Origin of the sequence: Bradyrhizobium sp. TM102 (assembly GCF_009176685.1) — a bacterium.
Taxonomy (GTDB): Bacteria; Pseudomonadota; Alphaproteobacteria; order Rhizobiales; family Xanthobacteraceae; genus Bradyrhizobium; species Bradyrhizobium ottawaense.
Genome location: NZ_AP021855.1, coordinates 5612011 through 5624779, shown reverse-complemented (window position 1 = coordinate 5624779; position 12769 = coordinate 5612011). Strand labels below are relative to the sequence as shown.

15 protein-coding genes and 1 pseudogene are annotated in these 12769 nt (G+C 64.4%); 8 read left to right on the top strand and 8 right to left on the bottom strand.

The window, feature by feature from the left end; translation table 11 throughout:
* Positions 1-6: 6 nt before the first annotated feature.
* Together GDN70_RS26785 and GDN70_RS35200 are read right to left on the bottom strand one after the other, a co-directional pair.
* Positions 7-1083 carry a Cj0069 family protein gene (locus GDN70_RS26785; RefSeq protein ID WP_028142973.1) on the bottom strand — a complete coding sequence of 359 codons (1077 nt, stop codon included), beginning with the start codon at positions 1081-1083 and terminating at the stop codon, positions 7-9.
* A gap of 262 nt (positions 1084-1345) precedes the next feature.
* Positions 1346-1519 (bottom strand): hypothetical protein, encoded by a 174-nt coding sequence (locus tag GDN70_RS35200; RefSeq protein WP_157158374.1) that lies wholly within the window; start codon positions 1517-1519, stop codon positions 1346-1348.
* Here GDN70_RS35200 and GDN70_RS26780 point away from each other — a divergent pair.
* Positions 1503-1736, top strand: coding sequence for a hypothetical protein (locus GDN70_RS26780; RefSeq protein WP_028142974.1), 234 nt, complete (start codon positions 1503-1505; stop codon positions 1734-1736). The genes GDN70_RS35200 and GDN70_RS26780 overlap by 17 nt on opposite strands.
* Positions 1737-1773: 37 nt before the next feature.
* Positions 1774-2661, top strand: coding sequence for a DUF1259 domain-containing protein (locus GDN70_RS26775; protein WP_028142975.1), 888 nt, complete (start codon positions 1774-1776; stop codon positions 2659-2661).
* Between the two features lie 31 nt (positions 2662-2692).
* Here the strand turns inward: GDN70_RS26775 and GDN70_RS26770 are convergent, their stop codons facing one another.
* The 5 genes from GDN70_RS26770 to GDN70_RS26750 all read right to left on the bottom strand — a co-directional run bounded on the left by GDN70_RS26770 (position 2693) and on the right by GDN70_RS26750 (position 5581).
* The gene (locus GDN70_RS26770) at positions 2693-3100 is read right to left on the bottom strand and encodes a GFA family protein (protein ID WP_028142976.1); all 408 of its coding nucleotides are present in this window, start codon (positions 3098-3100) and stop codon (positions 2693-2695) included.
* A 122-nt stretch (positions 3101-3222) separates the two neighbouring features.
* Positions 3223-3624 carry an arsenate reductase (glutaredoxin) gene (arsC, locus tag GDN70_RS26765; RefSeq protein WP_028142977.1) on the bottom strand — a complete coding sequence of 134 codons (402 nt, stop codon included), beginning with the start codon at positions 3622-3624 and terminating at the stop codon, positions 3223-3225.
* Between the two features lie 16 nt (positions 3625-3640).
* Positions 3641-4696 (bottom strand): ACR3 family arsenite efflux transporter, encoded by a 1056-nt coding sequence (gene arsB, locus GDN70_RS26760; RefSeq protein ID WP_028142978.1) that lies wholly within the window; start codon positions 4694-4696, stop codon positions 3641-3643.
* 2 nt (positions 4697-4698) lie between these two features.
* Positions 4699-5226 (bottom strand): arsenate reductase ArsC, encoded by a 528-nt coding sequence (locus GDN70_RS26755; RefSeq protein ID WP_028142979.1) that lies wholly within the window; start codon positions 5224-5226, stop codon positions 4699-4701.
* Complete coding sequence (locus GDN70_RS26750) at positions 5219-5581, bottom strand: helix-turn-helix transcriptional regulator (protein ID WP_028142980.1); 363 nt, start codon at positions 5579-5581, stop codon at positions 5219-5221. Before GDN70_RS26750 ends, GDN70_RS26755 begins: the two co-directional genes overlap by 8 nt.
* A gap of 139 nt (positions 5582-5720) precedes the next feature.
* Between GDN70_RS26750 and GDN70_RS26745 the strand changes: the two genes are divergently transcribed.
* From GDN70_RS26745 to GDN70_RS26725, 5 genes and pseudogenes are all read left to right on the top strand, one after another.
* Positions 5721-6038 (top strand): helix-turn-helix transcriptional regulator, encoded by a 318-nt coding sequence (locus GDN70_RS26745; RefSeq protein ID WP_028142981.1) that lies wholly within the window; start codon positions 5721-5723, stop codon positions 6036-6038.
* Positions 6039-6087: 49 nt separating this feature from the next.
* Positions 6088-7449 (top strand): NAD(P)-binding domain-containing protein, encoded by a 1362-nt coding sequence (locus tag GDN70_RS26740; protein WP_152103265.1) that lies wholly within the window; start codon positions 6088-6090, stop codon positions 7447-7449.
* Positions 7446-8632, top strand: a pseudogene (locus GDN70_RS26735) (MFS transporter). Before GDN70_RS26740 ends, GDN70_RS26735 begins: the two are co-directional and overlap by 4 nt.
* A 55-nt stretch (positions 8633-8687) precedes the next feature.
* Positions 8688-9866: an MFS transporter gene (locus tag GDN70_RS26730; RefSeq protein ID WP_038971511.1), complete on the top strand. Its 1179-nt coding sequence runs from the start codon at positions 8688-8690 to the stop codon at positions 9864-9866.
* Between the two features lie 217 nt (positions 9867-10083).
* Positions 10084-10509 carry a hypothetical protein gene (locus GDN70_RS26725; protein ID WP_028142985.1) on the top strand — a complete coding sequence of 142 codons (426 nt, stop codon included), beginning with the start codon at positions 10084-10086 and terminating at the stop codon, positions 10507-10509.
* Positions 10510-10654: 145 nt separating this feature from the next.
* Here GDN70_RS26725 and GDN70_RS26720 read toward each other — a convergent pair whose 3' ends face one another.
* Complete coding sequence (locus GDN70_RS26720; RefSeq protein ID WP_028142986.1) at positions 10655-11368, bottom strand: Crp/Fnr family transcriptional regulator; 714 nt, start codon at positions 11366-11368, stop codon at positions 10655-10657.
* Positions 11369-12175: 807 nt separating this feature from the next.
* On the opposite strand from GDN70_RS26720, the gene GDN70_RS26715 reads away from it, so the two are divergent.
* Positions 12176-12643, top strand: a complete 468-nt coding sequence (locus GDN70_RS26715) for a phasin family protein (RefSeq protein ID WP_240536376.1) — start codon at positions 12176-12178, stop codon at positions 12641-12643.
* Positions 12644-12769: the final 126 nt, after the last annotated feature.

Sequence of the window (12769 nt, the reverse complement as noted above, 5' to 3'; positions counted from 1 at the left end):
CGGCTCTCAGCCGGACCGTGCCTCCTGGCTCCGCAGCAGGCGGTGCGTCACCGTTCGTGCGATCGCCGCCGGCGCTTCCTCGGGGATCGCAAAGCAGGAGCTCGCGTTGATCTCGCACAGCACGTAGGTGTCGGCGCCCGCCGCATCCGGCGGCCCGTACAGGAAATCCGCATCCCAGATCACCGGCAGTGACAATTCATCGATACCGAGCGTTTCCATCATCTGCGGCGTCCATTCGTCCTCCATCGACCTTCGCAGCGCCTGGAACGGCGGAGCATCAGGCCCGTGCATGATGCGCGGCCCCGGTTGCGCCTCGGGCGCGTCGGGGCCTTCCGGCGGCGGCGGGATCAGGGCCTTGATCACTTGGTGCCCAAAGCCCGCGACCCTCGCGCCGCTCATGTAGCAGCGGATCATCCCGTCGGGCAGGCGAGGTTGAAACGCCTGGTCGATGATGCAGCCGCCCCATCCGAAATACGGCTCGCAGCGCGCCACCAGCTCGTCGAACCTGATGTCCTCGGGCCGGCTCCCGCGCTGGGCATGGAGTACACGAACCGTCTCGTTCGTGTGCGGAAGCGCTTCGACCTTCCAGACGCCCTGGCCGCCATTGCCGCGATTTTGCTTGAGCACGCGAGGGCCGTGCGCGCGAAGGCGCGAGGGAAATTCGGCGCGGAACGCCGCGGCGCTGTCATAGCGATGCGTGTCGGCGCCCCAGCCGAGGTGACGCGTGCGGTAGAGCACCTCCTTGACGCCCATCTTCAGGATCACGTCGGGATGGGCGCTCACCCACGGTCCCTGCGCCGCGACGTCGCGCAGCAGGGGATCGAGCTCGGCGCGCGTCTTGCCCTGGTGGATCGGATCGACCCAGACCAGCACGCCGTCAGCCGCGAGCAATTGGTCGCGGACTGCGTCGGCAAAGCTTTCGTCGTAGATCACGGGGTGCGCGTCGATGCCGAGGGCGGCGAGGGCCTCGAAGACGCGGACGAAGCGGCTGTTTTGCGCCGTCGTGTCGCGGCACGCGGCGGCATCGCCGCGTGAGAGGATGGCCAGTGTTTGGCGGGGGGAAGGGTGTCGTTCGGTGTCCATGCGCAAGCTCCACGAATGGCGTGCTGCGCAGAGCTTGGACCGGGGTCTCACGGGGAGTCTGCTTCGTCCCCACGTGACCAACCCTAATGAGATCGTCCGGTCGTTTCAAGATGCCGGTTGGTGCGGTTCCGTTCCGAGTGAACTCTTCGTGACGCGCCTCGGCCATGCGCGTGTTGACAGCTGGGCCACCCGGGTTTCTATTCGACGTGACGGGGATTTGCGATCTCCCCGCGAGGCGACATGCCCAAGCATCGCGTCCTGATCACCAAGGGCGCAGCATGTCATCGTTTCCCAATCTCATCAGACAAATCGTAATTTTCCATTCGTGCGCGGCGGCGGCGCCGAAGCGCGTTGGCGTCGTCTCGTCGCGCCGCGCCGAAAACGACTTCACCTGGGGCAGGAGACGCCAGGAGAATGTCATGCGGACAAAGGTCATCTTTCACACAATCCTCTTTCTGGCGATCGCCAGCGGGCTGTCGAGCGCACGCGCTCTGACACGAGAGGAGGTCGTCGCCAAAATCCAGGCGGCCGGCTACACGCAGGTCAGCGACATCAAATCGACCGCCGAGGGCACGACCGCAAAAGCCGTGAAGAACGGCAAGGACGTGCGGCTCGTCGTCGACAGTGCCGGCCAGATCAAGGAGCAGAAGTGAGACGCTGACGGCTGAATCCAGCTTGAGGAGCAGAGCAATGCGAAAGACCATCTCGGCGCTGATCGGCGTCAGTGCCTGCCTCATCGCGGGCGCTCATGCGCAGGATCTCGATTGGAATAAGGTTGACGAGACGCTGGGCCGCAAGCCCGCCGTTGCGGACGATGTCCACCGCTACGGCTTTCCCCGCACCGATCTCACCGTGACCCTGGACGGGGTGACGATCAAGCCGGCGCTGGCGCTCGGCGGCTGGCTCGCGTTCAAGCCCGCGCATGGCGGTGCCATGGTTATGGGCGATCTCGTGCTCCTCGAGACCGAGATCAATCCCGTGATGGCGAAGATGATCGCGAGCGGTCTGGAGATCACCGCCGTGCACAATCATCTGCTGCGCGCGAGCCCGGCGACGTTTTACATGCACGTCGCCGGACACGGCGATCCCGTCAAGCTGGCCTCGGCGATCCACGATGCGCTGGCCGAAAGCAAGACTCCCTTGACGGTCGCGGCGCCGGCGGGCCCGCCGCCTGCCATCGACCTCGACACCGCCAAGCTCGATCAGGTCATCGGCGTCAAGGGGCAGGCCAACGGCGGCGTCTACCAGTTCAACGTCAAGCGGCGCGACCCGATCACGGAGGACGGCATGCTGCTGACCCCCGTCGGTGCGATGGGCGTTGCGATCGCCATCAACTTCCAGCCGACCGGAGGAGGCAAGGCCGCCATCATCGGCGATTTCGTCCTGACCAGCGACGAGGTGAACCCGGTCATCGTGGCGCTGCGCACGCACGGCATCGAGGTGACGGCGCTGCACAGCCACATGCTGGACGAGCAGCCGCGGCTGTTCTTCATGCATTTCTGGGCCAACGACGACGCGGTCAAGCTGGCGAATGGCCTGCGTGCCGCGCTGGACAAGACGGCCAGCACGAGGAGCTGATGCGGAGCTGTGCCGGCATCGCCTCTCGCCGCTACGGCTGGGGAGGATAGCGCTCGAACGCCGGCAGTTCGTGCGCATGCTCCATCCAGCGAAGCCGCTCGGCGACCTGGATGTGCATCGTCGCCGGCACGACCTCGGGATCATCGTAAGTCGCACTCTGGATGTCGATGACCCCCGGCAGCATGTCGGCATTGATATAGAACAGGCCGGTGCCGCAATGGCCGCAAAAGTGCCGCCGGCCGTGTTCCGAGGAATTGTAGATCTTGGGCTCGCCCTTGGTCACCTTGAGTGCGCTCTCCGGATACATCGTCCAGCCGACGACCGGAGCGCCGGCGTGAAGCCGGCAGTCGCGGCAGTGGCACAGCGCATGCACGATCGCGTCGCCCTCGACCTCGTAACGGATTGCGCCGCAGTGACAGCCGCCGGTGATGGTGCTCATGCGTTCCTCCCGATGGATCGATCTTGCCGATCGATAGCTCTCGAGAGGTGCGGCTTCAACGCTGCAAGCGATTTGAAGTTGCGTCCTACTGTCGCCTGACAGCTGCTGCCATCGGAGCCGGCTCAGCGCGCTCCGACCACTTCGCCGTCTTCCTTCACGAACCGGCCGACCGGATGATCCAGCAGATCGATGACCGCTTCCGAGGGCCGGCACAATCGCGTGCCCTTCGCCGTCACCACGATCGGGCGGTTGATCAGGATGGGATGCGCGAGCATCTGATCGATCAGCTCGTCATCGGTCCATTTGGGATCATCGAGGCCGAGATTGCGAAACGGCGTGCCCTTCTCGCGCAGCAGCGCGCGGACGGAAATGCCCATAGCCTTGACGAGCTCGAGCAGCTTCTCGCGGGACGGCGGCGTCTTCAGATATTCGATGACGACGGGCTCGGCGCCGCTCTGCCGGATCATCGCCAGCGTGTTGCGCGAGGTGCCGCAGTCGGGGTTGTGGTAGATCGTGACGCTCATGGTCGGTCTCCATGCCTCACCGGTGGGCTTCCAAGGCCGTCGGGACTTTGCCAGCGCCGGCCTCGTACCAGCCCCTTGTCGCCTTGACGATGCGGACGACGGACAGCATCACCGGGACCTCGACGAGAACGCCGACCACGGTCGCCAGCGCAGCGCCGGAGTCGAGGCCGAACAAGCTGATCGCGGCGGCGACCGCCAGCTCGAAGAAGTTGCTCGCGCCGATGAGAGCGGCCGGAGCCGCAACGCACCAGGCCACGCCGAACCGCCGGCTCAGCCAATAGGCGAGGCCCGCATTGAAATAAACCTGCACCAGAATCGGCACGGCAAGGATGGCAATGACGAGTGGCTGCCGGACGATCTGCTCGCCCTGGAAGCCGAACAGCAGCACCAATGTGGCGAGGAGCGCAACTAGCGACACAGGCTGCAGCATCCGCATGGCGCGGTTGAAGCCGTCGTCGCCTCCGCGCAGCAGCACCTTGCGCCACAGCTGAGCAACGATTACGGGAACCACGATATAGAGCAGAACGGAGAGCAGCAGCGTGCCCCAGGGGACACTGATCGAGGCCACGCCAAGCAGCAGTCCCACCAGCGGCGCGAACAGGAACACCATGATCACGTCGTTCAGGGCGACCTGGCTCAGCGTGTAGTGAGGCTCCCCCTCGCACAAATTGGACCACACGAACACCATCGCGGTGCAAGGCGCCGCCGCCAGCAGGATCAAGCCGGCGATGTAGGACGAGATCTGGCCGGACGGCAGCCACGGTGCGAAGAGGTGGCCGATGAAGAAAGAGCCCAGCAGCGCCATCGAGAACGGTTTTACGGCCCAATTGATGAAAAGGGTGACGCCGACGCCGCGCCAATGCTTCCGCACCTCGCCCAACGCGCCGAAGTCGATCTTCAGCAGCATGGGCACGATCATCAGCCAGATCAGCACCGCCACCGGCAGGTTGACCTTGGCGACCTCGGCGGCTGCGATCGCGCCGAAGAAACCGGGCATGACGTGTCCCAGTGCGACGCCGACGACGATGCACAGTGCAACCCACAGAGTGAGGTATCGTTCGAAGATGCTCATTGTCACGCCACGTCGCTTCTGCCTGACGTCGCGCCGTCGGAGCGGCCGATCTCGCGCAGCCTGGTGCCGAGCGACAGCTTGTCGATGCTCCTCAGCGGCAAGTTCACGAAGGTGTCGATCCGGTTCTTGAGATATCGGAACGCAGTGACGAACGCCGCCTGCTTCTCCAGCTCGGAACCTTCGGCCGCGGCAGGGTCCTCAATGCCCCAATGCGCCGTCATCGGCTGGCCCGGCCAGATCGGGCAGGCTTCTCCGGCCGCGTTGTCACAAACGGTGAAGACGAAATCCATCACGGGCGCATCGGCGCTCGCGAATTCCAGCCAGCTTTTCGAGCGTAGCCCGTCGACAGGGTAGTCCGTGCTCTCAAGCGTGCGCAGCGCAAGCGGATGCACCGCGCCCTTTGGCGCGCTGCCGGCGGAGAAGGCCCGAAAGCGGCCGGCGCCGTCTTTCCAAAGGATCGACTCGGCCAGGATGGATCGCGCCGAATTGCCGGTGCACAGAAACAGCACATTGTAGATTTGGTCAGGCACGGCTTCGCTCCTTCCGTTTTGGCGAGCAGCAGGCTTGCAGTGTCTCGACGACGGGATCGCAGACCTCCGGCCGTCCGCCGCAGCAATCGCGCAGCAGGAAGAGCGTGACGTCGCGGAATTCGCCGAGATTGGCGCGGTAGACGATCGAGCGGCTGTGCCGCTCGGAGGAGACGAGGCGTGCCCGGGTCAGGATCGCCAAATGCGCCGACAGCGTGTTCTGGGGAACTTCCAGCAGGCGGGCGAGCTCGCCCGCTGCAAGGCCTTCGGGCTCGTGCCTGACCAGCGTCCGGAATGCCTCCAGGCGGGTCGGTTGGGCCAGTGCGGCGAGGGCGAGGACGGCTTCTTCGTTTTCCATATATCCAGATTTATGGAAATGTTGTGGGGCCGTCAAGTGGGGCCGTCAATCTGAATCTGATTCATGCCGGTCAGAACATAATTCGAATATTCTAGAAATATGGTTTGACAGCCGGCGTGAACGAGCGCAGCCTGGCACCATGAAGATCGCCGACGCAGCAGCACGTCTGGAGGCCCTGGGCAATCAAACCCGGCTTCAAATCTACCGGGCCCTGGTTCGGGCCGGGCATTCGGGCATGCCCGTCGGCCGCCTGCAGGACAAGCTGAAGATCCCGGCCTCGACGCTGTCGCATCACATCAAGACCCTGGTTGCGGTCGGGCTCGTCAGCCAGGTCAGGGAATCGACGACCCTGATCTGCCACGCGAACTTTGACGCGATGCGGGGCTTGGTGGATTTCCTGGCCTCGGAGTGCTGCGCGGACGAAGTCGGATGCAAGAATACACAAACGGCGGCCTGATTTTTCGGGCGAATTATTCGATGATTCTAGAAAGATGGGAGAAGTCGGAATGAACGCCAAGACGGTTGCCATCATCGGAGCCGGGCCTGTTGGCCTCGCTGCAGCTGCGCATGTGCTCGAGCGCGGTATGTCTCCGATCGTGCTCGAGGCCGGGCCCGAAGCCGCCCACGCGGTCCGTCAGTGGCAGCATGTCCAGCTGTTCTCGCCGTGGGAATACAATGTCGACAAGGCGGCGGCGCGGCTGCTCGCGCCGACGGGGTGGAATTCACCGGACCCTCACGCCTATCCGACCGGCGGCGAGCTGATCGACCGATATCTCACCCCGCTCGCAACGCGCACGCCGCTGCGTGAGGCGATCCGGACGTCGAGCCGGGTCACGGCGATCAGCCGCGCCGGCTTCGACAAGGCGAAGACGAAGGGCAGGGAGCAGGCGCCGTTCGAAATTCGCTATCAGAATGGCAAAGGCCCCGAGGTGCTTCGCGCCGATGCCGTCATCGACGTGTCAGGCACGTGGTTCTCTCCCAACCCCGCCGGCAGCAACGGTTTGCCCGCGATCGGCGAACGCGAACGCGCCGGCCGCATCGCCTATGGCATGCCGGATGTGCAGGGCACTGAGCGCGCCAGATATGCCGGCAAGACCGTTGCCGTGCTCGGTGCCGGCCATTCCGCTTTGGGCACTCTGATCGATCTCGTGCGGCTCGCGGGCGAGGTATCAGGCACGCAAGCGATCTGGCTGTTGCGTGGCACCGATCCCGCAAAGGCGTTCGGGGGCGGCAGCAATGACAAGCTTGCCGCGCGCGGCGAGCTGGGCTCCACCTTCGCCGCGCTCGTGGCAGCCGGAAAGATCAGGGTCGAAACAGACTTCGGCGTCACGCATCTGTCGGACTCCGAAGGCCGTCTCAGGATTTCGGCAGGCAGCTGCTGCGGTGCGCAGAGTGTGGTGGCCGACGAACTGATCGTCTCTACCGGCTTCCGTCCCGATCTTTCGTTCCTGTCCGAGCTGCGGCTGCGGCTCGATCCGGCGATCGAGGCTCCGGCCGCGCTCGCGCCCCTGATCGATCCCAACGAGCATAGCTGCGGCACGGTTCGGCCGCACGGGGCGCGCGAGCTCGCGCATGACGAGCCGGGCTTCTATCTCGCCGGCATGAAGTCCTACGGCCGTGCGCCGACCTTCCTGATGATGACGGGATACGAGCAGGTCCGCTCGATCGTCGCCGACATCGCCGGCGACAAGGCGGCTGCGGCACGGGTCGAGCTCGTGCTGCCGGAGACCGGCGTCTGCACGCGCGGCGGTGTCGAGACGGCGGGAGCGGGATGCTGCGGCGGGCCGGCGAAGGAGGAGCCGTCAGCCTGCTGTGCTGACGATGAAACCGCCAAGAAGGCAGGTCGCGCGGGGTGCGGCTGCTCATGACGCAGGTCCCGGCGGACCGGGTGGCCGGTCCGCTCGCCATTGTCGTCGCACTCGGAACCGCGCAGACCATTGCGTGGGCGTCGAGCTACTATCTCCCTGCCATCCTGGCCGCGCCGATTGCGCGCGATCTCGGTCTTGCGCCGACCTATGTGTTCGGCGCGCTGTCGGGAGCGCTCGTCATCTCCGGCCTGCTCGGGCCGCGCGTGGGGATGCCATCGATACGTTCGGAGGGCGCGGTCTGCTTGCCGTTTCGAACCTCGTCTTCGTCGCAGGCTTGCTCCTCCTGTCTGTGGCTCATGGCATTGCGGTGCTGGTTGCGGCCTGGGTGTTGCTCGGGATCGGCATGGGCATGGGCCTTTACGAAGCGGCCTTCGCGACGCTTGCGCGCATCTACGGCAGCAACGCGCGGCGAACCATCACCGGCATCACCCTGATCGCGGGTTTCGCCAGCACGCTTGGCTGGCCCCTCACGACGTGGCTGGCCTCCGAGTATGACTGGCGCGTCGCCTGCCAGGTGTGGGCGGCGATCCATCTCTGCCTGGCGTTGCCGCTCAATCTGTCGCTGCCGCGCGCCGTTCCATTGGACCAGCAGCCGCGATCGGATCCTGGCGCGAGCCAAAGATCCGGACGGCAGAGCGAGACGTTCGCGATGGTGCTGCTGGCTTACATGTTCGCGGCGGCAAGCTTCGTCAGCTCGGGTGTCTCGGCCATTCTGCCGACCATGCTGGTCGCGTTCGGCGCGACGCCGGCGCAGGCCTTGCTCGCAGGAGCCCTGGTCGGGCCCGCGCAGGTCGGTGCCCGCCTGCTGGAAGCAGGATGGCTCGGCCGGTTTCATCCGCTGTTGTCGGCGCGGCTCGCCATGCTCATGAATCCGATCGGGGTTGTTGCATTGGTCGCGGGCGGCCCCTTCCTCGCATCGACTTTCACGGTGCTCTATGGCGCGGGCAACGGCATCATCACCATTGCCCGCGGTACGCTTCCCCTGGCGTTGTTCGGGCCGGCGGGCTTTGGCAGACGGGTCGGCATGATCTCGTTGCCGTCGCGGGCCACCGGCGCGCTCGCGCCACTCGCACTCGGGCTGATGGTGGAGCATTTTGGCAGCAGCGCGCTATGGATCAGCGCGCTGGCTTCTATCTCCGCGTTTTTTGCGCTTCTGTTGCTGCGTGCAGACCAGACGAGATAGGGACTGAGGGGAGGCGAGCATTCGGAGCTTGAGCGGGCGGGCGCTGATTGCGGTGATGTGTATCGGCCAGCTCGGCAATCTGCTGCCGCACGTCACGCTGTCGGCGAATTTGGCGCAGCATCTGATGCCGGCGTGGGGGCTGTCTGCCGCCGAAGGCGGGCTGATGGCGAGCGGCTATGCGTTCGGCTACATGCTGGCGGTGCCGGTGCTGACGACGCTGACCGATCGCATCGACGCGCGGATCGTGCTGCTGTGGGGCTCCATCGTTAGCGGACTTGCGACCATGGCCTTCGGCATTTTTGCCCAGGGGTTCTGGTCGGGCACACTGATCTGGTCGCTCGCAGGATTGGGCTTCGCCGGCGCCTACATGCCGGGGCTGAAGGCGCTGACGGACCGGTTGCCTGCCGGCGACACCTCGCGGGCGGTGACGCTGTACACCTCGAGCTTCTCGGTCGGCGTCGGCCTGTCGTTCCTGGTTGCGCAAGTCCTCGCCGATCGCTGGGGATGGCGGACCGCGTTCTACGTCACCGGCGTCGGCCCCATCGCGATGGTGGTTGCGTGCCTCCTGATCGAGGGCCGCCGGCCTGTCCCGAAGACGGGGCGGCTGCTGAATTTCGCGCCTGTCTTCGCCAATCGCGAGGCGCTCGGCTACATCCTCGGTTACGGCGCGCACTGCTTCGAGCTCTATGGCATTCGCACCTGGCTGGTCGGGTTCTGGACCTTCGTCGTTGCGCATCAGGGCGGGCCGTCCTGGATGACGCCCGTGCTGATGAGCTTCTGCTTCGCGGTGATCTCGATGCCCGCAAGCATCCTCGGCAACGAGGCAGCCCTGAAGTTCGGACGGCATCGCGCCATCACGGTGGTGATGATCGCGTCAGCCAGCGTCGCGCTCGTGATCGGCCTCAACGCAACGGCACCGGCATGGGTGCTCGCGCTGCTGCTGATGCTCTACGGCCTGACGGTGCCGGCAGATTCGGGTGCGTTGACCGCAGGGATGTCGGCCGCGGCAATCGCCGAGCATCGCGGTGCAACGCTGGCCCTGCATTCCACGGTCGGCTTCGGCTTGTCAGCCGCCGGCGCATGGGGAACCGGCGTCGCACTCGACATGGCCGGCGGTCCGCAGAGCGCGAACGGCTGGCTGCTGGTGTTTATCGTTCTGGCAGCCGGAATCGCGCTGGGGCCGCTGGCGTTGCTGTGGTCGCGGCGGGACCATGCCGGCAAGCAGCCATCGTGAGCCCACTTGCTTCGGCATAGAAGCCCTACGCCGGATTGTTCCCCGCGGGCGTGACGACTTTCGATGGTGGCGCTCCGCCATCGCCGGTGCCGCGGCTTCGCCACGGGATCTTCAGCCTCAGTTTTCCACACCCACGACCCGCAGTATCGAATTGCGCGCTCAACCTACTAGCGATCGATAATTTGCCAGCGCCATCGGGCGCAGCTTTGATGACGGCATGAGCACCAAATCACGCGAGGTCATCTGGAGCGGCCGAATTCTGGGTGCGGAAATTTCGGCCAAGCACGCGCGCGAGGAGGCCAAAAAGGCCGTTCGCGAGGCCGACCGCGCCGAAGCCGAAGCCTGGTCGGTCCGCATGGAAGGTTATGGTGGTCCCTCACAGCCCTCGCCGACGATCGGCCAATGCCTGAACGGCGGCATGGGCTGGCTCGAGGTCGAGTGCAACAGGTGCAAGGCGCGTGCGAGCCTGCCGCTCGACGCAATCCGCCGTCCCCGCGATACGCCGATCTGGAAGCTGGAAGCCTCGCTCAAGTGCCGGTCATGCCGAAAGGGACGTTCCGCGCCGCCCGTCCACATGATCAAGCTGACGGCCACGCGAAGCATCACGCCGTACAAATGGGTGCATCCGACCGAGGAGAGATAGTCAGACGCTGCGACGGCAACAGCCCGCGCGCCTTGTCGACCTCTGCCCCTGGCGCCGGATGTCTATCCTCGCTTTGGCGTCGGCACTTCGGGCTAAACCGGTCATCGTCACGCTCAAATGTGCCTCGGCAGAACCAAACGCGAGTTCAGGCTGGATCGATAGAAAAGATATCGTCGACTTCGAGACGCATGGTGTCGCGGCATTCGCACGCCGCCGCTGCGAGCCGCGATGGGTCGATCTCGATTTCGCCTCGCCGTTCAGATCTGATCGCTCCGGAAGCACGCAGATTGCGCATCAGGAGCGTCACCGTCGTCCGTCGCACACCCAGTATTTGCGAAAGCGTCTCCTGCGTGAGCGGGAGGACGTCGTGGTCGACGCGGTCGTGAAGATGGAGCAGCCAGCGTGCCATGCGGGCTTGGACCGGATGCAGCGCATTGCAGGCTCCGCCGATTTGTAGCTGTATCAGCATCGCCTTGAAGTGAAGCTGGACAGCGTGGCGGATCGCGGGGCTACGGCTAAAAGCCGCGTGGAATCGCGATACGGGGATCCGCGAGGCGGTGCCGGCTGCACGAACGACGGCGGTAACGGCCGCAGGGGACGGCCCCAGAACGGAAAGGGTGCCTACTGCTCCCTCGCGCCCTATCGCAACGCTGGCGACCGTCTGCCCGTTCGCCATGTCGATCATCACCGAAATGGCCCCACTATGAGGGAAGAGGACGTGCTCGGTCTGGTCACCCGCCCGCGAGATGACCGCGTCCCGATCGAGCGCGACCATCTCCAGCTCGGATGCAAGCAGACCGAAATCTGCCACCGGTAGGGCTGCGAGAAGTCGGTTACCAATTCCGCTGGGATGCGTCACCGTAGTCCACCGCGAACCGCATTTCGAGCGGCACAGGACGGCAAACTCGAACTTTGTTTGAAACCGCGTACGCCTCGCGCTCCGAAATCGAATCCAGCCGCGTAAGCTCTCAGTTTCAAAAATAAAACTCCGAACACACGCGGCCGCGAGGCGACGTTTTGTCTTACGCCATCATTCAGGACTTAGATTCAAGCGCTGTGTGGCACAATTGCAAAATGCGTATGGGTAACACCATAGGGGTTCCAATTTCCGGGGCGCGGCAAACGCTGCGGTGAGAGAGTTGCGCGAACCATGCCCTTCACCGCGATCGGCGCGATGATGAGCACAAGCTACTGAAGGGGCCGTTCAGGAACTCCGCCAGCACACTCCGCCGGTTTCGTTTGGTCCGAAAGTAGCCCGTGAGCGATAGGCAGGGTGAAGCAGAAGGGTAGCGGCTCGAGGCTTGCAAGCTACCGTCGCCGGCACGTCGCGTGATGTCCGTTCTTGCGCAAACGTAGCGCATCCCAACGCAGCTAGCGCGAAGCTCCTTTGCAAGGCTTGCGCTAAGGAAGGAACTTCCTGCCCCTTGCGATTTCCCTGTTATGCACAGTCACTCCGCGACATACCTTCGTCTGTGTTGACAATCCCAAAAAAAGTTTGAGCGAGAGTCACAAACCGAACCGACTTCCCGCTTCTCGCAGCACAAAGTCGTGCCGGGTCGGGGCTGGATCAAGGCTCATCCAAAATCTGATCGAACACGGAGCGTGAGCTCTCGTGACGCAAGCGAGCGTTGCGAGGAATGCTTTCGCTTGAGAAAGGAAATGTTGCGTGACTGAAAGCCAAACGAAACTGCCGCCGAACGGAACGAACGTTTTCGCGATGCCATGGTTGGATTTCTCGAAGGTCATGTTGCCTGGCGTGGGGCGCGAGCTTGCCGAGCAGGGCCTCGCCCGCGCACGGGAAGGCTGCGAGAAGATCAAGGCCGCATCGGAAGAGATGACGCAGACGCTGCGTGAGACCTATTCGAGCAATGCGAGATGCACGACCGACTACGGGCTCAAGGTGTTCGAAATCTCAAACGCCAATGCCGCTTCTGCGCTCGATTTCTTCGTCCATCTGTTCGGCAGCAAGTCCGCGACCGATGCCTATACATTGTCGGCGGCGCACGCGCGCAAGGCTTTCGACACCGCCTCTGACCAGAACAGGGAGTTGTGGGGGCTTGCCCAGAAGCTCGCGACGGAAACGGGTGAGCCGATCAGGAAGCACTTCACCAGGGTCCTCCACCCAGGCGGCTAAAAGCGCGTTCAATTTCACATTCGGATTCGTTTGAAGAGGAGATCCGGCTGGTTGGATCACGCCCAACTGAGCGAGCACGCCCCACTGCCCCATGCTCGACCAACAAGGTGCGCGATGCCTATCAGG

What these genes read in the sequence shown, in the direction of transcription:
- GDN70_RS26775 (WP_028142975.1), top strand. Translation starts at nt 1,774, where the DNA reads ATGCGAAAGACCATCTCGGCGCTGATCGGCGTCAGTGCCTGCCTCATC.
- GDN70_RS26750 (WP_028142980.1), bottom strand. Translation starts at nt 5,581, where the DNA reads ATGGAAAACGAAGAAGCCGTCCTCGCCCTCGCCGCACTGGCCCAACCG.
- GDN70_RS26740 (WP_152103265.1), top strand. Translation starts at nt 6,088, where the DNA reads ATGAACGCCAAGACGGTTGCCATCATCGGAGCCGGGCCTGTTGGCCTC.
- GDN70_RS26745 (WP_028142981.1), top strand. Translation starts at nt 5,721, where the DNA reads ATGAAGATCGCCGACGCAGCAGCACGTCTGGAGGCCCTGGGCAATCAA.
- arsC (WP_028142977.1), bottom strand. Translation starts at nt 3,624, where the DNA reads ATGAGCGTCACGATCTACCACAACCCCGACTGCGGCACCTCGCGCAAC.
- GDN70_RS26785 (WP_028142973.1), bottom strand. Translation starts at nt 1,083, where the DNA reads ATGGACACCGAACGACACCCTTCCCCCCGCCAAACACTGGCCATCCTC.
- GDN70_RS26730 (WP_038971511.1), top strand. Translation starts at nt 8,688, where the DNA reads ATGTGTATCGGCCAGCTCGGCAATCTGCTGCCGCACGTCACGCTGTCG.
- arsB (WP_028142978.1), bottom strand. Translation starts at nt 4,696, where the DNA reads ATGAGCATCTTCGAACGATACCTCACTCTGTGGGTTGCACTGTGCATC.
- GDN70_RS26780 (WP_028142974.1), top strand. Translation starts at nt 1,503, where the DNA reads ATGCGGACAAAGGTCATCTTTCACACAATCCTCTTTCTGGCGATCGCC.
- GDN70_RS35200 (WP_157158374.1), bottom strand. Translation starts at nt 1,519, where the DNA reads ATGACCTTTGTCCGCATGACATTCTCCTGGCGTCTCCTGCCCCAGGTG.
- GDN70_RS26770 (WP_028142976.1), bottom strand. Translation starts at nt 3,100, where the DNA reads ATGAGCACCATCACCGGCGGCTGTCACTGCGGCGCAATCCGTTACGAG.
- GDN70_RS26725 (WP_028142985.1), top strand. Translation starts at nt 10,084, where the DNA reads ATGAGCACCAAATCACGCGAGGTCATCTGGAGCGGCCGAATTCTGGGT.